The organism is Microbispora sp. NPDC046933 (assembly GCF_040644635.1).
Taxonomy (GTDB): domain Bacteria; phylum Actinomycetota; class Actinomycetes; order Streptosporangiales; family Streptosporangiaceae; genus Microbispora.
In genome coordinates this window covers 13,596-35,715 of the sequence record NZ_JBEYWW010000060.1, presented here as the reverse complement: position 1 = coordinate 35,715, position 22,120 = coordinate 13,596, and the positions used below count along the sequence as shown (strand labels likewise).

The following is a 22,120-nucleotide window of genomic DNA, read 5'->3' as shown; positions in this document are numbered from 1 at the left end:
CTGACCTCTCTCGGGGTTCAGGCATGCCAGTCAACCAAAGTGACTCCATGAAAGCCGGTGAACATCACGGCCTCCACGAAACTCGGCGCGGTTCACAGGACATACCCGGCCCCCGGCGACTCGGGCCGCCCGCTGCACGCCAGCCGCCCCGCTCCCAAGCCGTTCGCCCACGGCCAGTACACCGCCGTTCGGTCGCTCCGATCACCGGTCCCAGTCGTTACGCGCCTACAGCGTCTCTCGGGCTGGCGTTGGTCACTCCATTCCGTCCTATGCCGCCTAAATCTCTCGGAACTAGTGCCCTATGATCGGCCACTATGGATCTGCAACGCGTCCTCGAAGCCGTCGCACTGCTGCCTCTCGCGGTGGCCCTATTCCGTACGACGCTGCGTGCCCGTAGTCGGCAACAACGATGGCCAATCTTTCGCAATGCACTCCTGACCAGCGGAACCTTGCTGCTCTTGTCCCCGCTCATGACGGGCCTATTGTTCGCGGTCACCGGGATGGGTTACAGCACGCCCTTTCAAGTCGTGGCGGTTTATGCCTTGATGGGAATCGGGTTGATGTTCGCTGCGCTTGTCTGCGGTATCACTCAGCATTGGAAGAGCATGCCTCCGGCGGGGGCGCTTCGGCTCCGGGGTGATCGCGAGGAACAAGGACTGGGTTCGTAGTGGCTGAGGTGAGCCTGAAAGCCTCACCTGCCGCGACCCAGGCAGAGCCCAGCAGACCGTCTCCTACGGCTCAAGCCCGTCTGTGACCGTTGACATCCAGTGATCGAGAGGCGGTCGGTTGACGTATACACGAAGACGGGCCTGCCCCTTCGTCGCCGGCCCGCTGCCGCTTCTCGGTGGGTCGAGGCAGACGGGACGATCAGTCAGGGGCAGGCGTGCGCGGTCGCGCGGGGATATGCAGATCCACCGCATCGCAGCACACGGTAAAGCCGCTGTGTCGAGGACACTCCACCTCCTGTGAGGTCGGGCAGAAGTAGATATCGGGGCAGCCGCAATCGAAGAAATCTGGAAGCAGGCTGGGGAGGCCTCGGTCGGACATGCAGCCCAGCATGCCTGAGTTGAAGCGCAATGGCTGCATAGGCACGAACGACGGACGGAACGAGCACCTTGGGGCTTCGCTCAAGACCGAGGCTTGAGTCTCCGACCCGACACTCATACTTCGCTGTCTCCTGCACCTTCAGAATCTTTGTCCACTAGCCGGACCAGCCAGCGCAAGACGAGGACGCCCGCAAGCCAAAAGGCTGCCGCAACCATGGCACGGATAACGACACGCTGAGCTGTGATCTTCTGGGGGCCGTCAATGAAGTAGTCCCCAACCAGATCCCAGACGTACCCGCCCGTCATGAAGCACGTCCAGCCGAGCAAGATCTTGCGGGCCTCGCTGTCCCACTTCTTGTGAGAGTTTGCTACGCGACCCACCTTCCCAAATCCCGTGCACCAGCCCGACCCCTCCCGGTCACGCGTAGCCTTCTGCAGGGCGGTGCCGGCTCCGAACCAAGGCCGTCGCGGACTGCCGGACTCGAACCGGCTCATCCCGTTACTGGGAGTTAGCGCGAGCGCTTTCCCATTCGCCTTTACCCGCAACGGCGTCGTCAGTCTACGTCCGAGGCCTCACGGCCGCCGTGCAATGTACGTGCACGATTTTGAGGCAATGGCACGGGCAAGGTCCCTCACGGGCGTAGGTCCAGGTCAGAGTTCTCCGCTCCAGCGTGAGGTGGAGGTGACCACCGCAGTCCGCCAATACGTGGGCCCGTGGCGCGTGACCACTCCCACCACGCCGCCTGTTGCGATGTGCACTACCAGGCCGGTGATGTGGAACAGCGGCGCGATGCCCAGGACGACGTCGTCCAGGCCGAGGCCGATCCAGTCCCGACAAGCCTGGGCATTGAACGCCAGTTGCGGTGGTGGCCATCGCACCTTTGGGCGGACCCGTCGTCCCGGAGGTGTAGGTCAGGAACGCGATGTCGTCTGGACCCAGCCGCCGGTGCGCGGCGTCCCTGTACTACACAGGGAACTTCAGCAGGTCGGTCGTTCCTGGGCACAGGACGCGCTCGATCCCCGAGAAGACCCACTTGTCGTCACGGCTAACTTATCCGCGGTTTACGGGAACGATGTCCTTGCCCAGCGGCATCAGCGAGATGGGGATCATTTTGAGGTTCGCGATCCCCAGCGGTATGCCGATGATCGAGATGAACAGCGGGATCGCGGTCGCGATGTGCCCGATCGCCAACCAGATCCCGGCGATGAGCAGCCAGATGACGTTGCCGAGCACCGACCACGCACCGGCGGACGGCTTGTCGGCGACGGTCCGGCCGAACGGCCACAGCGCGTAGCCCGCGATCCGGAACGACGCGATGCCGAACGGGATGGTGACGATGAGGACGCAGCAGATGATCCCCGCCACGACGTAGCCTAATGCGAGCCACAGGCCGGCGAAGATCAGCCAGATGACATTAAGGACGGTGTTCATAGTGCTCACTGTCCCACCCGGCCGGCTCAGCAGGTAGTGGATCAGGTCTGGGCAGCGCCGACATTTCGCCGCCGCACCCCCTGAGAAAATCGCTGGGTGATGAGCCCCTTGATCCGTCCAAGAACCATCAAAGACCTGCGTGCCTGCATCGATGCTCTCGCCACCGTGCATGCTTCCGATCGCTACCCGGTGGACTGGCCCGCCGATCCCGGGCGATGGCTGACGCCTTCCAACCTTGTTGAAGCATGGGTGGTGGTTGAAGGCTCTGACGTCGTCGGACACGTGGGACTCTCACAACTGGACGCGGCAACGCTTGAAGCGCCCCTCGCCCGGGCCATCAGTACATCGGCCGGTCCGGTCGGATCGATCACCCGGCTCTTCGTCACTCCTCAGGGGCGAGGCTACGGGCATGCCACTCGCCTCCTCGACGTGGTCGGCAAGAAGGCCGCCGATCTAGGAATACCTCTCGTGCTCGACGTATCCGACGACGGCCACGCGGCCATCGCCCTGTACGAACGTGCCGGATGGCGACGTGTGGCAAGCGCCCGCGCCGAGTGGCTGAACGCAGCAGGCGAAAACGCTTTGCTGCACTACTACGTGAGTCCCGAGACAACACGGAAGCCACCTCAGAGCGAATAGACGCCTTCGGCTCGACGACCGACGGGCCAGGCTGGCGAGATGTGTCTCCTCCGGAAAGACCGCGCTCGCGGGCCCGCCAACCGCTAACCGACAAGACCCTTCGGCGTTACGGAGCGGAACTTACGGAATTGAACTCATAGGGATCGAGGCGGTGGCGCGGCGCGCCACCGTACTGCGGCCCCTCGCCCGCCGTCCGGATGTGTGGCCTGGGGGCCGGTCCCAGGCGGCAGCGGCTCAGGCCGGTCGCCGCACACCGCCCTGCCGTAACCAACGCAAAGAAGCCGCCGCGGACTACCGGACTCGAACCGGCTCACCCCAATTACCGGGGGACGAACGCACAAGCGCTGGCCTGAACTCCCATTCAGCATTTGAACGCGACGGCACGAGAAGCGTACGGTGGCGTAGAGCTGATGTCGAAGAATTGCCTCCGGCGGGGGCCTCCGGCGCCGGGGTGATCGCGACACATCTTGAGGCGGCGCAGGCGTACGAGGTGAACTGGCTTGTACGCCGCGCAAGAACAACGACGCTCAGAACATGAGGAGGTCGCGGCGTAGCTCTTCGAGCATCTGCGGCACGGGGACGTCTAATGGAGTGGCGTCGTAGCCGGGGAAACCACCCCAGGCGAGCGAGATTCGCAGGTACTCGACAAGCATGACGCCCTCTCGACCGCGAGCACCGATCAATTCGGGATCAGCAGATCGGCTGGGAAGAAGGATGTCCTGCTCGCTGCCGCTGACGTTCGCCTTGTGAAGTTCATCCGGCGCGAACGTGAAGGAGAATCCTTGGTAGTGGACGCTGCGGGATTCGCTCCTCTCGAAGTCCTCGGTCCAGCACTCCCAGTCGTTCCAGAGGTGACGTCCCGAGGGGAGAACCAGCGGGTCGGGATAAAGGTCCCCTTCCTCATGCGGATCAGCGTGGTAGCTGACCTGTGGTAACACCTTCCCTCCGTCGCCGCAAAGATTGACTGCCCCTACAATCTCCAGGCAGGCACGTAGAGCGAGTGGAAGAGGGCCGATCACTTGCTCTGCCCTTTTGACCGCCTTTAGATCACCCGTCGTGGGCAACTGCCGGATTCGATCAGGGGAGGCGAAGGCATAGCCGGCCGCAGTGAGCCGATCCACGATGGCATCGACGTTGACCGCCACACGTCTCATGGTCTCTCTTGCGACATCTTCGGCATCCTCCTGGAGGGCTTCGGGAACGCCATCTGGACCGTACGCCCGAAGCTCGTCCCAGACGGCGAAGCGCTCGCCCGCGCGGTATCTCGCGCTCCATGACGCCATGACCAGCGATGCTAGCCGGGCCATTAAGCAGGGTGACGGGGGGAAACCACGGTCACTCATGACCGGCCCAACGCCCAGATGAACGGCTCTACGGGCCGTGATCCATACAATCCCCAAGCTGACAGCGCGGGTTCGATTCCCGTCACCTGCTCCAAGCCCAAAGGCCCAGGTCATCCCTGGAGGAGCGAGGCCGATCAAGTAGCCGCTCCACCTGTCTTTGTGGCCGTTGAACCACCGAGACAACCTTTGCAGGTCACCCAAGACTGGACGTGCGGCCTGGGGACGATTCCTGCCGCCGGCATTCTTCGCAACATGATGGTGACCCCGCCGAGACAGCCACAACGAACGATCGAGTCGTGATCGGATTGACGATGGTGCTGGCGATGTCGTTGGTCGTCTCACTGCCACAGGTCGAAACCATGCCATCGGTCACGCCGGTCGTCCGGGCCGGCCACTCGTTCGCTTCCGTCTGGAGTGCTGTCGAGCAGCAGTTCGCGAACCGGAGCGGCGTGCACATATCGACGAGAGCGCGGGACGGGTCATTCTGGGTCGGTCTCACGGAAATCACCACCACCAAGGGCGTCTACCGGTTCGCGCGCTCGGGGATATCCCGCTCCGACATCACGGAAGTCAGCAAGCTCCAGCCCTTCGGTACGAGCAGCATGCGCCTGATCACCATTGGCAGGGACAGCTACGCGCAGTTCAGCGCGACCGCGTCCATTCCGCCAGGAAAGAAGTGGGTTCACTCGCGGGAGGTGGGTTTTCCGCAGACGAACGCGCTCGTCGAGGGTCTCAGCCCAGGGTTCCTCCAGTTCGTCGCCCCGGGTGCCGATTCCGGCACCTCCGGCGGAAGGGTGGACGGCGTGCCGACCATCCTGTATGCCGGCGATGTCACGGTGCCGGAGCTCCGGCCAAGTCAGGCGGGCATCCTGTTCGGACTTGATAAAGGGTCGGAGCCCGGAGGGCGAATCAGATGGAGGCTATGGGTCGGACCCGACAATCTGCCGCGGCGCTTCACCGCCTCCGTGGTCTGGGACGCCCTTGAGGCGGAGAACGTGCGGACGATGAACTGGACCACCTTCTACAGGCACTGGGGAGACCGCGTCGAGATCAAAGCTCCACCCAGGCGCCTGTGGGTCGAGGAGAACGGGCATCCGCGTTCCGGAACCGGAGCCTGGCACGTGACGCCCTCAGGGCGCGACGAGAGTAGATGAGACATCGTGATCAGCCGCGAACGCCGACGAGGCGGCAGCGCCGGGCCGAGCGCAGCAGCCGCAGCCGCGTGCCCGTTGGGTCGGCGAGCGAGGGGTAACCGCGGGGACTCATGGTTACTCGACCGCCGTAGGCCCAGGTCAGTGCCGGCGCCGCCCGACGGCGCCGCGCTTGGCGACCGGCAGCGCATCCGCTTCAAGCTCCAAAGCCCGCTGAACGGCCGGATAGTCCGTCGTGACGTACGGGACGGCGCGGGTGTCGTTACGGCTGAGCCGATCACCGTGCAGCGGGTCGCCAGCCCGTCGAGGTGATCGCCGGAAGGTGATCAATGCGATCTGCTGGGTGAAGCGGACCGGGTCGCCATGGCGGGATTTGCCCGAGCGAAACGGGCTGTGGAGGACCCCCAGCGGCCGGTAGGGTCGGCTGCGTGGATCTTGACGCCATCGCCGCCCGGCTCGGGGTACCCGTCGAGGACGTCGACCGCGTGCACCGGCTCGCCGGTGACCGGCCGTCGGCTCCGCTGCCCGCCAAGGCCGACGCGCGCGCGATCCTCGACCGGCTCGCGGTGCGGCCGGACGACGCCGCCGAGATCATGGCGGGCTGGCCCGACCCTGACTCTCCACTGTGGACTCCGGAGCTGCGCTGGCTGCTCGACCGCTCGATCGCACTGGTCCGCGCCGATCTCGGCGGCCATGACTGGCTGTCGCCCGGTCCGGAGCTGCCACGCGAACGGGGCCCCGCCTGGCGGCATCTCTACGTGTACGCGTACCTGGCCCTGGTCGACGTCGTCAGGGGGTACCACCGCGACCACGGCATCGCCGATGCCGTGTCGTGGGTGACCCTCGCGGACCTGGGCCGCAACCTCGCGATCGACCGGCGGATGCACCGCGAGGGCTGGCCGGTCATGCAGAGCTGGCTGACGCTGCATGCTCGCGGCGGCGTGTACGAGCTGGGCCGGCTGCAGTACCAGCGCGGCGACACCGCCATCGGCCTGCACATCCCCGAGTCGGGGCCGATGACCCCGGAGGCGATCGCGGCGTCGCTCGACGAGGCCCGCGCGTTCTTCCCGCGCCACTTTCCCGACGAGCGCTACACGGCGTTCTCCTGTGGCTCGTGGCTGCTCGACCCGCAGCTGCTGGAGTACCTGCCCGAGGACTCCAACATCGTCCGGTTCCAGCGGATGTTCGAGCTGGAGCCCTACGAGGAGCCGGAAGGGATTGACGCCGACGTCGAGGTGCTGCGATTCGTGTTCCGCACCCTGACCACGCCGCTCGACCAGTTGCCGCGCCGCACCGTGCTCCAGCGCGCGATCGTCGACCACCTGAAGGCCGGCCGCCACTGGCACTGGCGCCGCGGCCGCTTCCCGATCTAGTCCGGCTCGGCGCCAAGGTCGCCCTCACGCAGCCCCCGGTAGATCTGGGCGGCAAACCGCCCGGCGTCGCTTCCGTTCTGGTAGATGGAGTACACGTCAGGAATTGTCTCCCTGCTCAACTTGAATGACCAACGCAAGCCCGGATAGGGAAAGCTGCCAGGCCACGACCTCGGTCACGTGCCAGGTGCCTGCCACCCCCGCCGACCTCATACGAGCGGGGCAGGGCGCTGCCGCTGCCGCCGTAGAGGAAGTCCAGATCCGCGCCCCTGTCGGCTTGAAGCCCGCCGGGGGCGGCTTCTCGGCATATCCCAAGGCAAGCGCCCAGAACCTCGCCCCAATCGTCAAACGCCATCACGCAAGCCCCGAGGGGCGTCATCCTCACGATGCCGAAGTCAAGATGACCAGCACCGCGTTGAGCAGAATGATCACCAGGCTTGCGAAGGCGGCCGCGATGGTGGTGACCTTCCGATTCACCCAGTCCCCCATCACGTCCGGCCGCCTGGTCAGCAGGATCAGCGGAACCAGGGCGAAGGGAATGCCGAAGGACAGCACCACCTGACTGAACACGAGCGCCTGAGTGGGTTCCACACCGAACGCGAGGACGGCGAGGGCGGGTACCACGGCAAGGCACCTTCGCACATACAGCGGAATCCGGCGCCGGAGGAAGCCCTGCATCACCACCTGCCCGGCGTAGACGCCCACGCTGGAGGAGGCCACCCCTGAGGCGAGCAGTGCGATGGCGAACAGCAGAGCGGTCAGCGAACCGGCGCTCTGCGCGAACTGGGCGTGCGCGCCGGCGAGTGTCGGCTCGGCGGCCGTTCCGTGCAGCATGGCGGCAGCGGCCACCAGCATCATCATGTTGACCAGGCCCGCCGCACCCATGGCCAGAACGACATCCATCCGCTGTGCGCGGATCAGGGTGCCGCGCCGGAATCCACGGCCCGGGCCGAAGCGCTCCTGGGTGAGGGCCGAGTGCAGGTAGACGGCGTGCGGCATGACCGTCGCGCCGACCACCCCCGCCGCGAGGAGCAGACTCGCCTGACCGTCGAAACGCGGGATGAAGCCGGAGGCCACCTCACCCAGCGGCACCTTGATCTGGAGCATCTGGTAAAGGAACCCGCCCGCCACCACAGCGAGCAACGCGCTGATCACCGCCTCGAACCTACGCTGCCTGGCCGTACAGCCCGCCAGGATGAGGAAGGAGGCCACGGCTATGACGATTCCGCCATGCAGCAACGGCAGTCCGAAAAGCAGGTTCAGCGCGACGGCGCCACCGATGAACTCGGCCAGGTCGGTCATTATGATCACGACCTCCGCCTGCAGCCACAGGCCCCATACAACCGGCCGCCGATAGTGGTCACGGACGAGCTCGGGCAGGGTCCGGCCGGTGGCGGCGCCCAGCTTGGCCGACAGATACTGCAGCAGCATGGCGACGACGTTGGCCACCAGGACGACCCAGAGCAGCAGGAAGCCGAAGCGGGCTCCGCCCTCCACGTTGGTGGCGAAGTTCCCCGGATCGATGTAGGCGACGGCGGCCACGAAGGCGGGACCCATCATGGCGATCAGGCGCTGCTTGACGCCGCCGGGTGGGGGGACGGGGATGGTGTCGGACACGACTTCGGGCGAAGGCTTCACGAAACCGCCTTCCGGGGTACGCGGGGACGGGGCCCGTCCGTCCCCGCGGGCTCGGCTCACGCGATGTTGGACGGTCTCGGCAGACCTTCCGCGAGGTCGCCGAATCCCGGCGCGACGATCGCGCCCGGATTCCGCACGACCTCCTCGACGACGAGGGTCTCGGTCGTGAGGATCAGTGCGGCGATCGATGCGGCACTCTGCAGGGCACAGCGGGTGACCTTGAGCGGGTCGACGATGCCGCGGGCGAACAGGTCACCGTATTCACCGCGCAGCACGTCGAAGCCGTGCCCCGGCTCCAGCTCCTCGACCTTTCCGACCACCTCGTCCCCGGAGTATCCCCCGTTGATGGCGATCCAGCGCAGCGGCTCGGCCAGTGCCATGACGACGATGTCGCGCCCGACGGAGGCGTCACCCTCGAGGTCGAGTTCGAAGAGCTCCGCCCGCGCCTGCAGAAGCGCGGTGCCGCCGCCGGGGACGACGCCTTCCTCCACCGCGGCCCGTGTGGCCGCCAGAGAGTCCTCGACCCGGTGCTGCTTCTCCTTGAGCTCGACGCCGGTGGCGGCGCCGACCCTGATGACGGCCACACAACCGGAGAGCCGGGCGATCCGCTCCTGGAGCTTCTCCACGTCATGGTCGTTCTCGGCGCGGGCCAGTTCGGCCTTGAGCTGCTCGATCCGAGCCGTGACGTCCTCGCCCGATCCCGCACCGCCCACGATCGTCGTGCTCCGCTCGGTGACCGTCACCTTCGCCGCCCGGCCGAGCTGGTCAAGCCGTACGGCGGCCAGGCTGGTTCCGCGGTCGGCGCTGACGACCTCGCCGTCGACGAGAACGGCGAGGTCGTCCAGCTCGGCCAGCCGGCGGTGGCCGAAGCCCGGGGCTCTGACGGCAACCGATCTGAAGGTGTCGTGCACGCAGTTGGCCACGAGCATGCCGAGCGCCGGTCCGTCGACGGTCTCAGCGATGATCACGAGCGGGGAGCCGCTGCGCATGACCTGCTCGAGCACCGGCATGAGCTCCTGGACCTTGCTGATCTTCTCGTTGGTCAGCAGGATGTAGGGGTTCTCGAAGACCGTCTCCATACGGGCCTGGTCGGTGACCATGTACGGCGAGACGTAGCCGTTGTCGAACTCCAGTCCCTCGACGAACTCGACGTCCATGCCGAGCGACGGCGAGTCCTCCACGGTCACGACTCCGGCGGGCCCGACCCGGGCGATGGCGTCGGCGATGATCTCGCCGATCACGATGTCGTTGTTGGCCGACAGCGAGGCCACGTGCAGCAGGTCCTCCGGTCTGGTCACCGGGCGTGCCCACTGCCGGAGCATCGCGATCGCCCTGTCGACGGCCTGCTCGATTCCGGCCTTGAGCTGCATCGGGTTCCCGCCCTTCTCCACCTTGCGCAGCCCTTCGCGCACGATGGCCTGGGCCAGGACGGTGGCGGTGGTGGTGCCGTCGCCGACGTCGAGGTTGGTCTTGCTCGCCACCTCCTTGACGAGCTGGGCGCCCATGTTCGCGAACGGGTCGCCGAGCTGGATCTCCCTGGCGATGGTCACGCCGTCGTTGGTGATGGTGGGCGGCCCGGTCAGCTTCTCCAGTACGGCGTTGCGGCCCTTCGGGCCCAGCGTCACTTTGACCGCGTCGGCGAGGGCGTTGACTCCTGTCTCCAGCAGGTGCCGCGCCTCGGCGTCGAACCGCAGTAACTTCGCCATCTCATTCCTCCGTGGTCAGGGGACGAGGATCGCGCGACCACGGATGCGGCCGTGCTCCAGGTCGTCCAGCGCCTCGCCGAACTCCTCCAGCCGATAGGCGGTGGTGTGCAGCGCGACCTTGCCCTCGGCTGCCAGCGCCATGAGCTCGGCCAGGTCGGTGTACGAACCGACCAGGTTGCCGACGAAGTTGATCTCGGTGGAGATGATGTCGATCGTCGGCACCGACAGCACACCGCCATACCCCACCACCAGGTAGCTGCCCGCTCGCCTGAGCATCGCGACGCCGTCCGCGATCGCGCCGCCTTCGCCGACGAAGTCCAGGACCACCTCGGCGCCCAGGCCGTCCGTCAGATCCCTGACGGCCTGGGCCTGCCCGCCGTCGGCCTGCACCACGTGGTCGGCGCCGAGGTCGGCGGCGAGTTTGAGCGCCTCGGCGGACCGGTCGACCACGATGATCTGTGCCGGGGTGAGCGCTTTCAGCACCTGGACGCCGATGTGGCCGAGCCCGCCGGCGCCGATGACCACCACCCGCTGCCCTGGGGACAGCAACCGTGCCGCCTTGCGGCCGGCGTGGTAGGCCGTGAGCCCGGCGTCCGCCAGTGCCGCGACCGCCGCCGGTTCGAGGGACGGCGCCAGCCTGACCACCGCCCGGGCGTTGGTCTTCAACAGCTCGGCGAACCCGCCGTCGGTGTCGATTCCGGGGAAGGCCGAGGCCGCGCAGTGCACGTCGTCGCCCGCCCTGCAGGCAGGGCAGAGGCCGCAGGTGATCAGTGGGTGCAGGATGACCGGGTCGCCCACCGCCAGGTTGCCGACGGCCGGCCCGACCGCGTGCACCCATCCGGCGTTCTCGTGCCCCAACGTGTACGGCAGGGCGACGCCCGACTTCTCGCGCCACTGCCCCTCCACGATGTGCAGGTCCGTACGGCACAGGCCCGCGCCCCCGATACGTACGACGACGTCGAGCGGGCCGGTGATCTCCGGTTCCGGCACCTCTTCTACGTGAGGGGTTCGGTGGTAGCCATGCAGTCTTACGGCTTTCAAGCGGCACCTCCTAGATCATCTGAGTAGCGGGCGGCCAGCAGCGCCCGGCAGTGTTCGGCGTTGCCCTCGACACTCACCCGCATCGCGTTGGCGAAGCGGAGGTACTGATCGACGCGCTCGGCGGCGACCCTGCCCCCGTCCGGATCGGTGAGCATCCACGCGTCGGGAACGGTCGGCAGGCCGATCGCGGCCCGGGCCCGCTCGTAGGCGGCCACGAGGGCGGAAGGGGGCAGGTCGCCGAGCCTGAGGCCGGTCAGGTCGGCCGTGGTCCACCCCTGGGCGAGCAGATCACGGCAGAGGCGGCCCTGCGCCGCGACGAAGGCCTTGCGCCGGAAGACGCTCCGCAGGTCGGTCAGGTCCCCGTCGGTCAGGCCGGGGAACGTCGCCTCGAACCCGCGGCCCACCCCCTCGCTGATCTCGCCCGAGGTGAAGTGGTCGGCGAGATCGACACGCACCTCGGTGACCCCGGGCAGTGCCCGGAGCGCGGCGTCCGCGTCGGCGACCATCATGAAGACGAAGTTGGGCGCGCAGAAGTACGTCGGGAGCCGGAGCTCCGCGTGGACGGCGCCGCCGTCCACGCGGAGCGTCCGCACGAATCCCAGGTCGGTGATGGGCTCGTCCAGTTCCGGGTCGCGGACCTGACCGAGCGCCGCCCAGGCAGCCTGGCGGCTGGTCACGATCCGCCCCCGACCGTGGCGGCCGCCGGCACGGAGTCGAGCTGGGCTTCGGCGGGGGCCTTGAGGTCGTACAGGCGGGCGGCGTTGAGCCCGAGGATCTTCTTCTTGGCCGCGACGCTGATCGTGCCGTACTCGCCCTGCATGTCTTCCGGAATCTGGAAGTCGACGAATTGCTCCACCAGCCAGCGCGGGCTCCAGATGGCGTAGTCACTGCCGAACAGGAGCCTGTCCTCGCCGAGCCAGTAGAGGAGCTCGCCGATGATCTGGGCGAAATAGCGGGGCCGGCTGTGGATGAACGGCATGGCCACCGCGAGCCCGCCGTACACGTTGGGCTCCTGCTTGGCGATCCAGCAGAAGTCCTCCAGGCGGGGCAGCCCCACGTGCTCGACGATGAAGTTCAGGTCGGGGAAGGCGGTGGCCGCGTGGTCGACGTCGGCGACGTCGAAGGCGTCGCGGTTCAGCGGCCAGATCGTCGGGCCCTTGTGCACGTGGATGTTGACGATGCCGAGCTCACGGCACTTCTCCAGGTAGCGGTACGCCTCGGGATCCGAGAGCTTGTACCCCTTGGAGTCCCCCTTCCACTCGGCCGTGTAGAGCTTGACGCCCCTGAGCCCGTAGCGCTCGGCCTTCTCCTCCAGGACTCGCAGGCCCTCGTCGCCGTCGCGCGGGTCGAAGGAACCGTTCAGCACGAACCGGTCCGGGTGCCGCTCCTTCAGCACGGCGTTGCGCTCCGTCGTGTTGAAGCCCTCGCCGGGATAGAAGTCGCGCAGGTAGGTCGGCTGGAAGATGGCCATGTCCACGTAGCCCGTCTCGAACAGGTCGTGGATCAGGTCCTTCTCGGTGTACTTGCAGAACTTCTCGTACGGCCAGACCCACTCGGCGGGGCTGAGGCTCGTCTGGTAGTTGTAGAAGCACTCGATGAAGCCCTCGCCGTACCTGTTGCGGTTCTCCGGGCTGGCGTTCCAGTAGTGGACGTGGGTGTCCACCACGTAGTAGCTCACGTCGTCCTTGTGATACATGCCGGGCTCCTCACTCGACCGGGCGCAGGTCGAAGTCGATGTACTCCGCCGCGTCCTCGGGGTTCGCGAACAGGAAGGTGCGGTCGTCGAGATGCACCATGCGGCCGTAGTGCGTGGACATGATCTCCTCGAACTCGGCGGGGCCGAACTCGAACCCGATGGCGTCAGAGATCTCGTCGAAGTCGAACTCGATCTTTCCCTCGCCGTCCACGCGGATCATGGACGGGTACTCGCTGACCGTGACGCCGGGCTTGCCGCGCATCACGTCGGCCACCACGTGGCCGTTCTGGTTGTTCATCAGCGTGACGCCGCACTTGTTGGACGACGTCGGGTTCGCCGCACCGAACGCACTCACTGGTTCAGCTCCTTCGGCTCGTTCAGACCAAGGTCGGACAGCAGGCCGCGGAGACGCTCCTTGGCCTGGTCGAGCGAGTCTTCGAAGCGCAGCACCTTCTCCTGCGGCTGCGACCAGATCGGCTGGAGCCGCCGGGCCGCGTCGAGGCTCACCGGCACCCACCGGGCCAGCCAGCCGGAGACCGTCTCGGCGTTGGCCACGCCGTGCCGCTCGTCGCGCAGCAGCAGCGAGAACAACGCGCGGGAGGCGCGCAGGTCGCGGTCGAAGTCGTGCTCGCCGGTTCCCATGACGGTCGGTGTGGTGTAGTCGCCGTTCCTGGCGGAGATCTGCATCACCAGGCGGCTGCGGAACAACTCGCCCACCAGGGGCTCGAAGACGAGATTCGTGGCGAAGACGGCCTCGGCCCAGTCATCGAGCGCCGTCAGCCGCTCGACGTTCTCCCGCACTCCCTGCCAGATCGGGTCGGTGTGCCAGACCGCGCGGTGCGCCGCCCCGTCGAACTCCAGCAGGTTCTCACTCAGCTCCAGGTTGTAGAGGGCGAGGTCCTGCGCGAAGCGCAGCTTGTGCGTGCCGTTGACGGCGAGCACGGTGTTGATCATGTTGGTGGGGGCCGACCTCTGGGTCGACACGAACACGTGCATGCCGAGCCCGTTCTCGGCGTGCATCCAGGCGCCCACGTGCCGCTCCACGAACGTGGTCCAGCTCCGCGTCCAGGCACGGTAGGCGCCGGCCCGGCGCGCGTTGTCGAGGTTGAGCTGGGTCTGCCGCACGATGCTCGAGTTGTTGCGGTAGATCGTCTGCTCCCACTCCTCGTTCGGGTCGAGGAAGGCGTGCCAGTCGCCGGACCGCAGCGCCGTCCAGTCCTGGGGGTAGCCGGCGTCGCCGTTGGCGAAGGAGTAGATCCAGCCCTGGGTGAGGTGCCTGCCGGGGTCGGGCTGCACGTCGAGGGTGACGTCCTCGTACATCGACGCGCGCAGCTTCTTCGGTTCGAAGTAGTTGAACGCCCGGCTGGTGGAACTGGGGAAGGTCAACGCCCCGGCCTCGGCGTCGGTGAGCTCCGGCTTGGGGAAGCTCCTGCGCGCCTTCTGCTCGGTAGGAGTCGCCACGGCTGTGCTCCTGTTCTGGTCGGTACGGCCGCGGGCCGTCACTGCGATCCCGCGGTGGTGGTGAACTTGTCGAAGTAGATGCGCTCGCGCGGCACGCCCTTGCCTTCCAGCAGGGGGATCGCCGCGTCGATCATGGGTGGGGGCCCGCACAGGTAGGCGTCGACCTCGGACAGGTCGCCTTCGGCCCGGTCCAGCGCCTCGGTGACCAGGCCGCCGCCCTCCTCCGACAGCACGGACACGAACCTGAAGCCGGGCAGGTCGTTCTCGAACCCCGCCATGAGATCCAGGTGGAACAGATCGCGCGCCGTACGGGCCCCGTAGTAGTACCGCGCCCCGCGGCGGCTCCCCTGCTCGCGCATCTGGGTGAGCAGGGCGAGGATCGGCGCCATGCCGGCGCCGCCGCCGACGAAGACGATGTCCCTGTCCGACTTCTCCCGCAGCGTGAACGTGCCGTACGGGCCCTTCACCTGGAGGGTGTCACCGGGGCGGAGGCCCTCCCGCAGCAGGCCGGAGAACCTCCCGCCGGGGTAGCACTTGATGATGAAGTCGAGGTGGTCTCTCCCGGTGTTCGCCATGGAGAACGAGCGCCACTCGTCCGCGCCGGGAATCCGGATGTCGGCGTACTGTCCGGGGATGAACGGCATCTCCTCCGCCGGCACGAGCCGCAGAGCGGTGATGTCGTGGGTGAGGTGGGCGATTTCGGCGACCTCGGTGTCGACCAGCCGGGGAGGCACCCCGGCGTTGATCATCTCCTCGTCGTAGTTGATCAGCTCGATCTCGAGGTCGCTGTAGGCGTGCGCCTTGCACAGCAGGACGTAGCCCTCCTCGCTCTCGTAGTCCGCGAGCGCGAACGTGGAGTAGCGATCCATCTGCAGGTCGCCGTCGAGCAGGAAGGACTTGCACGCCGAGCACTGGCCCTCCTTGCAGCCGTGCATCAGCATGACGCCCTGGCGGAAGGCCGCGTCGAGGATGGTCTCCTCCTCGTCGACCTCGATCTCCACGTCCACCGGTTCGAACCGGACCCGGTGCTTGTCTCCCATGTGGTCGTCTCCCTCGTGGGCTTTCCGACCGGGGGCGCGGCAGATCCCGCGACGGTTCCGCGCCCCCGGCACCAGGTCAGACCGGCGTGACGTTGTGGTTCGCGCGGTACTCGGCGAGATGCGCCTCGCGCTGCTCGGGGGTCATCTCGTTGAGCGTGACGTTCGGGCTCGGGAACGGCAGGCCGCGGACGTCGTCGAGGGTCCAGAGCTTCTTGGGGTCGTCGAGGTCCACGTGCGGCTGCGGGACGAGCGTCTTGCCGTCGTCGCGGACGTAGCCGAGGTCCTTGATGATGTCGGCGAGATCCCAGTTGTGGTACAGGGTCTCCCACTCGCGCTTGCCGGTGAGCCGGCCCATCGCCGGCGTCTCCCTGCCCTCGTAGGTGGGCCGGAACGCGACGGTGTCGGTCCAGTGGCAGGTCTCCGAGCAGTAGGTGCGCCACTGGCCGTCCACCTCATCGGCGATCATGTCCTCGCGGATGAGGCAGGGCACCATGCAGGTCCAGCAGCGGTGCGGGTACTGGTATCCGACCTCCTCGAAGGCGATCGGCTTGTTACGCCCCGGGTAGCGCAGCCGGTTGTAGGCCTCCCACCAGCGGCCGTACTGGTTGTACCAACCGGGGTACTTGTGCTCGAACCACTCGAAGTCGTCGTCGGTCATCCCGTCGATGCGCCAGAAGTTCACCGGCCACCCCGTGGCGAAGAACTGCGCGACCTTGTGGACGTAGCCCTTGGTGTAGATCCGGTTCCAGGCCTCCTCGACCAGGTCGTGCGGGATCTTCAGGCCGTACTTCTCCAGCGGGATGAGGTAGCTGCGGTAGTAGTCGTCGTAGATCCAGCGCCGCCACATCTCGGCGTAGCTGTCGCGGTCCTTGCGGCGGTCCTTGGTGCCGTACTCGATGAAGGTGCCGATGGCCGCGTCGACCACGCAGTGGTTGTTCCACCAGGCGTAGCGCAGGTCGCGCTCCAGAAGCTGCCTGTTGTCCTCGTCGGCCAGCGCCATCAGCAGGATCGAGTAGCCGTTGCTGATGTGCCGCGACTCGTCCGACTGGACCGAGTGGAACACGGTGGGCAGCAGGTAGTCGCCGTTGGCCGCCGCCTCCGACGGCATCGCGACGAACAGGGTGTTGGTGAACGCGGTCTCGGCGACCACGGTGAGGTAGACGTTGGCCGCGGTGATGGCGTCACCGGTGATGAACCCCTCGCCGAACTGCCGCCCGATGGTGCCCGCGTAGCAGTTGGCGAAGGCCTTCTCGCTGATGTCGAAGCCGGCGGGGTCGATGTAGTGGTTCATGTACAGCCGCTTCAGGTTCATCTGGATCGTCGAGTGCCGGACCTCGTCGATCATCTGTACGGCCAGGCCGTTGTGGATCTCGGGGTTCGGCACCGCCCCGATGGCCATGGGCATCGCCCGCGCCGCCGAGATCTCCGGGAACGGGATGATGGACAGGAACAGCTTCTGCCACTCCATCCACCGCTGCTGGACCTGGCGGAACATGTTGCCGCGGATGGCCCCGTCCATCGCTCCGAACACGCGGTTGTCCTTCTCCTCCTCCATCGGGAAGTAGGAGCGCAGGACCTGCTTGAGCGGGTCCTTCTTCGGGGACTTGTCGAACCTGTAGTCGGTGGCGAAGCGCGTGGCAGGCGTCGCGAAGGTCGGCTCCCAGGAGAGCTCGGTGATCTTCTGGTGCGCCTTGGTGAGACTCTGTCGGCTCACGTCGTCTCCCTGCTTTCCGGTCGGAATCACGACACGGCCATGACAACGGAGACGAAGACGGCGCGGCGTCTCATCTTGAGACAGGCGGGTGACGGCACTCGCTCTACCGTGAGGATCAACCGGGGCGTAGCCTCGGCGTAACTTCGGTGTCACATTCTGAATCCTTGGTCCGGCGCTCCAGGGAGGCGATGCGGGTGATGGGTGCCTCGAGGCTGACCGCCCAAGCACGAGAACGCTTCATCGAAGCAGGCGACCTCAACGGTGTGCGCGTACGTGAGCCGATCGAGGTCTCCTGGCGCCGCTCCCAGTTCTTCGGGGTGGACGTGGACAAGCTGGATCCCCCGTACCGGCCGGACGTGGATCCCGGGACATCGCTCGGCCTGGCGGCGCGGCCTGTTCTGGACCGGCTCGAGTCGGCGCTGGCCGGAACGCCGATGACCGTGATCCTCACCGACGCGCGCGGTCGCGTGATCGCGCGCAGGGCGGGGGACAAGACGCTCAACAGGCTCCTCGACCGGATCCGGCTGGCGGTCGGATTCAGTTACGCCGAGGAATACGTGGGAACCAACGGCATCGGCACGGCGCTGGAGGACAAGCGGGCCTCGCACGTTTTCGGCGCCGAACACTACTCCACCCTTCTGCAGGGAATGTCGTGCGCGGCGGCGCCCATCCGGCATCCGCTCAGCGGCCGCGTCGAAGGGGTCATCGATCTCACCTGCCGTTCCGCTCACTCCAGCCCGCTGATGACCGCACTCGTCCAGGAGGCCGCGGCCGATATCGCGCAACGCCTGCTGGAGGACAGCACCCAGCGGGAGCGGGCGCTGCTGGCTGAGTTCCTCTCGGCGACGAGAAGGGCCGGCAGACCCATCGTGACCGTGAGCGACCGGCTCGTCATCACCAACCCCGCCGCCGCACAGCTGCTCCAGCCGAATGACCAGGCAAGGCTCCGCGACCGCGCGCTGGAGCTACTGGCTTCGCGACGAGACGCGGTGGACAGCATCGTTCTGTCCAGCGGGCAGATGGCGCGGGTACGCTACCGGCCGGTCGAGGTGGGCATGGTCGCCGCGGGGGCGGTGATCGAGATCAACCTCAACCGCGAACCGGGCCAGAGCGTCCGTGTCCCACCACGGCCCGAGGCTCCCTGGGGCGGTCTGGCCGGTCACCATCCCTCCTGGCTCAATGCCTGCCACCAGGTCGAAACCCGATGCCGCGCGCGTACCTGGACGCTGCTCCTCGGCGAGCCGGGGGTGGGAAAGCTGGCGATCGCGGAAGCGGCCCACCGCCGCTGCTTCCCCTCGTCTCATGTGGGAGTGCTGGACGCCGCCGACTGCGGCCCGGACGTCCTCGCTTGGCTGGACCTGCTCCGCTCCCACCTGCGCGAGCCCTGCGCGACGGTCATCCTGCGCCGTGTCGACCGCTTGGACTCCGCCACCGCGCGGTTGCTCACCCAGACGCTGCAAGAGGAGGCCGAGGTCGCGGCATCTGGGACATGGGTGACCGCGACCGCGACGGACGAGACCAGTGCCGCGGTGAAGGAGCTTCACGACTTCTTCCCGGTCACGGTCACGGTGCCACCCCTGCGTCACCGCATCGACGACCTTCGTGAGATCGTTCCCGCGCTGCTACAGCGACGGCAACGCGAACGGCAGGTGACCTGTTCGGGAGAGGCCATGCAGGTGCTGCTCCGCATGGCATGGCCGGGGAACGTCGCCGAGCTCGACCGGGTGCTGGGGGCCGCCCTGCTCAGACGCCGCGCAGGGCAGATCCAGATCGGCGACCTGCCCGAGCAGTGCCACGCGATCACGCGCCGGATCCTGACTCCGATGGAGGCCGTCGAGCGTGACGCCATCGCCCGCGCACTGATCGAAGCGGCCGGCGACAAGGCCAGGGCGGCGGCCCTCCTGGGCATCTCGCGAGCGACGATCTACCGCAAGATCCAGACTTACGGCATCGACGTCCGGGAGCAGGTGGCGACGAGACGTGACCCGCGACCGGGGCCCAGGGGCGGAGGCGCGGTACGGGCCGGCTTGAAGCGGGCTTAGTCGAAAGGCGAAAGCCGGAAGGCCGGACCAGACGGCTCAGGCCGCGCGGGCGGCGCACACCGCTCCCCTCCACTTTCACTGTATATCGCATTCTCGCGCCTCATGAGGCGCCGAAAAGTGCTTCATACTTGCCCGTTGCGAACCAACCCGGCCAACGATGGAGCAACGGAATTGGGCTACGTGATGGGTTTCGAGCACATCGACTCGACGCATGTCGCAGACGTCGGCGGGAAGGGGGCGCACCTCGGCGAGCTCTCGCGAATCGATGGTGTCCGCGTGCCGGACGGCTTCTGCGTCACGACGGACGCCTTCCAGCGGGTCGTGGCCGAGGCGCCGTCGATCGACGCTCAACTCGACCTGCTGTCGCGCGTGGAACCGGACGACCGCGCGGCGATCCGCACTTTGAGCGCGGATATCCGCGGCGTCGTCGAAGGCGTCGCGATGCCCGACGATCTCGTGGCAGCGATCAGCGAATCGCTCGCCCGGCTCGGGGAGCACGCCTCCTACGCGGTGCGTTCCAGCGCCACGGCCGAGGACCTGCCGACCGCGTCCTTCGCCGGCCAGCAGGACTCGTACCTGAACATCGTGGGCCTACCGGCGATCCTCCGGCACGTACGGCGGTGCTGGGCCTCGCTGTTCACCGAGCGGGCGGTGACCTACCGGCGCCGTAACGGCTTCGACCACCGGAAGGTGCGGATGGCCGTGGTCGTCCAGCGGATGGTGTTCCCGGACGCGGCCGGGATCCTGTTCACCGCGGACCCCGTGACCTCGAACCGGAAGATCGCCACCGTGGAAGCGGGTTGGGGGCTCGGCGAGGCGCTTGTCTCCGGTCTGGTCGCCGGGGACGTCTACACCGTGCGTGACGACCAGGTCATCACCAGAACGGTCGCCACCAAGCCGCGGTTCGTCCAGGCGTCGCCGGGAGGCGGTACGCAGGACGCACCCGTCGAGCCGCAGCGGCAGACGCGGCCGGCTCTGACGGATGCACAAGTCGTGCGCCTGGTGCGGCTGGGCCGGCGAATCGAAGCGCACTTCGGCCGGCCCCAGGACATCGAATGGTGCCTGGCCGGCGACGACTTCCACATCGTCCAGAGCCGGGCGATCACCACCCTGTTCCCCGTCCCCACGACCGATGACCAGGAGAACCACGTCTACGTCTCCGTCGGTCACCAGCAGATGATGACCGACGCGATGAAGCCGCTGGGACTGTCCCTGTGGCAGCTGACGACCCCACGGCCGATGCACGAGGCGGGCGGACGGTTGTTCGTCGACGTGGCCCCCGTCCTGGCGACACCCGTGGGCCGCGCGCGCCTCCTCGGGACCTTTGGGAACTCCGACCCGCTGGTTCGGGACGCGCTGCAGACCGTCCTCGACCGCGGTTTTGTCCGCTCGCTTCCGGACGAAGGTTCCGGCCCCGCACCCGCGGGTGACGCCCCCGCCCCGATCGAGACCGATCCGGCCGTCGTCACCCAGCTGATCCGGCACAGTCAGGCGTCCGTCGCCACCCTGCGGCGCGAGATCCAGGGTCTGTCCGGGCCGGCGCTGCTCGACTTCATCCTGGCCGACATCGCAGAGCTGAAGCGCATCCTGTTCGATCCGCGGAGCTCCCAGGTGATCATGGCGGGGATGGAGGCGGCCTGGTGGCTCAACGACCACCTCGAGGCGTGGCTGGGCGAGAAGAACGCGGCCGACACGCTCACGCAGTCCGTCCCCCACAACGTCACGTCGGAGATGGGGCTCGCGCTCCTCGACGTCGCGGACGCGATCCGGCCGTACGCGGACGTCGTGGCGTTCTTGCAGCGCGTCGCGGACGAAGGCCGGGAGGGCGACGGTTTCCTGGACGAACTGGCCGGGCTGCCCGGCGGACGGGAAGCGCGTGACGCCATCCGGGGCTACCTCGACGAGTACGGCATGCGCTGCGCGGGCGAGATCGACATCACCAGAACACGCTGGAGCGAGCATCCCGCCACGCTCGTGCCCACCATTCTCGGCAACATCAGGAACTTCGAGCCGGGCGCCGGCAAGCGACGCTTCGAAGAAGGACGCCAACAGTCACTACGGAAAGAACAGGAACTGCTGACGCGCCTGCGCGCCCTGCCCGACGGGGAGCAGAAGGCCGAGGAGACCAAGCGGATGATCGACCGCGTCCGCGCCTTCGCCGGATACCGGGAGTACCCCAAGTACGGCATGGTCAGCCGCTACTTCGTCTACAAGCAGGCGTTGCTGCGGGAAGCCGATCGCCTCGTCCAGTCCGGCATCCTGCGCGAGAAGGAAGACATCTTCTTCCTCCGGCTCGAGGAGTTGCGAGAAGTCGTGCGCACCGACGAGGTGGACGCCGAACTCATTCTGGAGAGGCGGGAGGCGTTCCGGTCGTACGAGGCGCTCACACCGCCCAGGGTCCTCACGTCGGACGGCGAGGCCATCACCGGCCGGTATCGGCGTGACGACGCCCCGCCCGGCGCGCTGGCCGGCCTCCCGGTCTCGGCCGGGACCGTCGAGGGCCGTGCCCGTGTCGTCACGGACATGGCACAGGCCGACCTCGAGGCGGGCGACATCCTGGTCACCGCCTACACCGACCCCAGCTGGACCCCCCTGTTCGTCGCCGCCGCCGGGCTGGTGACGGAGGTGGGCGGCCTTATGACGCACGGGGCGGTGATCGCGCGGGAGTACGGCCTGCCGGCCGTCGTGGGTGTGGAGCAGGCCACCCGGCTGATCCGGGACGGGCAGCGGATCCGCGTTCACGGAACCGACGGGTACGTCCAGATCCTCACCTGAAGCGGGCGGCGCTCCGCGGCGCCGTG

Annotated in this window: 18 protein-coding genes and 1 pseudogene; 7 read left to right on the top strand and 12 right to left on the bottom strand. The window is 67.4% G+C overall.

Annotated features, from left to right (window positions below):
• Positions 1–314: 314 nt before the first annotated feature.
• Positions 315–668, top strand: coding sequence for a hypothetical protein (locus tag ABZ857_RS42275; RefSeq protein WP_357055979.1), 354 nt, complete (start codon positions 315–317; stop codon positions 666–668).
• A 937-nt stretch (positions 669–1,605) separates the two neighbouring features.
• Here ABZ857_RS42275 and ABZ857_RS42270 read toward each other — a convergent pair.
• Complete coding sequence (locus tag ABZ857_RS42270; protein ID WP_357055991.1) at positions 1,606–1,962, bottom strand: hypothetical protein; 357 nt, start codon at positions 1,960–1,962, stop codon at positions 1,606–1,608.
• A gap of 135 nt (positions 1,963–2,097) precedes the next feature.
• Positions 2,098–2,478, bottom strand: coding sequence for a YccF domain-containing protein (locus ABZ857_RS42265; RefSeq protein ID WP_357055976.1), 381 nt, complete (start codon positions 2,476–2,478; stop codon positions 2,098–2,100).
• A 99-nt stretch (positions 2,479–2,577) separates the two neighbouring features.
• Between ABZ857_RS42265 and ABZ857_RS42260 the strand changes: the two genes are divergently transcribed.
• Positions 2,578–3,117 (top strand): GNAT family N-acetyltransferase, encoded by a 540-nt coding sequence (locus tag ABZ857_RS42260; protein WP_357055973.1) that lies wholly within the window; start codon positions 2,578–2,580, stop codon positions 3,115–3,117.
• Between the two features lie 527 nt (positions 3,118–3,644).
• Here ABZ857_RS42260 and ABZ857_RS42255 read toward each other — a convergent pair.
• Positions 3,645–4,262, bottom strand: a complete 618-nt coding sequence (locus ABZ857_RS42255) for a hypothetical protein (protein WP_357055970.1) — start codon at positions 4,260–4,262, stop codon at positions 3,645–3,647.
• A 494-nt stretch (positions 4,263–4,756) separates the two neighbouring features.
• On the opposite strand from ABZ857_RS42255, the gene ABZ857_RS42250 reads away from it, so the two are divergent.
• From ABZ857_RS42250 to ABZ857_RS42240, 3 genes and pseudogenes are all read left to right on the top strand, one after another.
• On the top strand, positions 4,757–5,614 hold the full coding sequence (locus ABZ857_RS42250) for a hypothetical protein (RefSeq protein WP_357055967.1): 858 nt from the start codon (positions 4,757–4,759) through the stop codon (positions 5,612–5,614).
• A 253-nt stretch (positions 5,615–5,867) separates the two neighbouring features.
• Positions 5,868–6,014 (top strand): annotated as a pseudogene (locus ABZ857_RS42245) (transposase); the annotation flags it as partial.
• Between the two features lie 25 nt (positions 6,015–6,039).
• Positions 6,040–6,984, top strand: a complete 945-nt coding sequence (locus ABZ857_RS42240) for an acyltransferase domain-containing protein (protein WP_357055964.1) — start codon at positions 6,040–6,042, stop codon at positions 6,982–6,984.
• Between the two features lie 378 nt (positions 6,985–7,362).
• Here ABZ857_RS42240 and ABZ857_RS42235 read toward each other — a convergent pair whose 3' ends face one another.
• The 9 genes from ABZ857_RS42235 to ABZ857_RS42195 all read right to left on the bottom strand — a co-directional run bounded on the left by ABZ857_RS42235 (position 7,363) and on the right by ABZ857_RS42195 (position 17,277).
• Positions 7,363–8,598, bottom strand: a complete 1,236-nt coding sequence (locus ABZ857_RS42235; RefSeq protein ID WP_357055988.1) for an Nramp family divalent metal transporter — start codon at positions 8,596–8,598, stop codon at positions 7,363–7,365.
• Positions 8,599–8,675: 77 nt separating this feature from the next.
• Positions 8,676–10,325 carry a chaperonin GroEL gene (groL, locus tag ABZ857_RS42230; RefSeq protein WP_357055962.1) on the bottom strand — a complete coding sequence of 550 codons (1,650 nt, stop codon included), beginning with the start codon at positions 10,323–10,325 and terminating at the stop codon, positions 8,676–8,678.
• A gap of 15 nt (positions 10,326–10,340) precedes the next feature.
• Positions 10,341–11,366, bottom strand: coding sequence for an NAD(P)-dependent alcohol dehydrogenase (locus ABZ857_RS42225; protein ID WP_357055959.1), 1,026 nt, complete (start codon positions 11,364–11,366; stop codon positions 10,341–10,343).
• Positions 11,363–12,043: an iron-sulfur cluster assembly protein gene (locus tag ABZ857_RS42220; protein ID WP_357055956.1), complete on the bottom strand. Its 681-nt coding sequence runs from the start codon at positions 12,041–12,043 to the stop codon at positions 11,363–11,365. The genes ABZ857_RS42225 and ABZ857_RS42220 overlap by 4 nt, the downstream gene beginning before the upstream one ends.
• A complete protein-coding gene (locus ABZ857_RS42215; RefSeq protein ID WP_357055953.1) occupies positions 12,040–13,062 on the bottom strand; it encodes an amidohydrolase family protein in 1,023 nt (340 codons plus the stop codon). The genes ABZ857_RS42220 and ABZ857_RS42215 overlap by 4 nt, the downstream gene beginning before the upstream one ends.
• 10 nt (positions 13,063–13,072) lie before the next feature.
• Positions 13,073–13,417, bottom strand: a complete 345-nt coding sequence (gene mimD / locus ABZ857_RS42210) for a propane 2-monooxygenase effector subunit MimD (RefSeq protein WP_357055950.1) — start codon at positions 13,415–13,417, stop codon at positions 13,073–13,075.
• On the bottom strand, positions 13,414–14,523 hold the full coding sequence (locus ABZ857_RS42205; RefSeq protein WP_357055947.1) for an aromatic/alkene monooxygenase hydroxylase subunit beta: 1,110 nt from the start codon (positions 14,521–14,523) through the stop codon (positions 13,414–13,416). The genes mimD and ABZ857_RS42205 overlap by 4 nt, the downstream gene beginning before the upstream one ends.
• Before the next feature lie 38 nt (positions 14,524–14,561).
• Positions 14,562–15,563: a 2Fe-2S iron-sulfur cluster binding domain-containing protein gene (locus tag ABZ857_RS42200; RefSeq protein WP_357055944.1), complete on the bottom strand. Its 1,002-nt coding sequence runs from the start codon at positions 15,561–15,563 to the stop codon at positions 14,562–14,564.
• Between the two features lie 76 nt (positions 15,564–15,639).
• A complete protein-coding gene (locus ABZ857_RS42195; protein ID WP_357055941.1) occupies positions 15,640–17,277 on the bottom strand; it encodes a hypothetical protein in 1,638 nt (545 codons plus the stop codon).
• Between the two features lie 197 nt (positions 17,278–17,474).
• Between ABZ857_RS42195 and ABZ857_RS42190 the strand changes: the two genes are divergently transcribed.
• Complete coding sequence (locus tag ABZ857_RS42190; RefSeq protein WP_357055938.1) at positions 17,475–19,319, top strand: helix-turn-helix domain-containing protein; 1,845 nt, start codon at positions 17,475–17,477, stop codon at positions 19,317–19,319.
• A 180-nt stretch (positions 19,320–19,499) separates the two neighbouring features.
• A complete protein-coding gene (rph, locus tag ABZ857_RS42185) occupies positions 19,500–22,094 on the top strand; it encodes a rifamycin-inactivating phosphotransferase (protein WP_357055985.1) in 2,595 nt (864 codons plus the stop codon).
• The last annotated feature ends 26 nt before the right edge of the window (positions 22,095–22,120 follow it).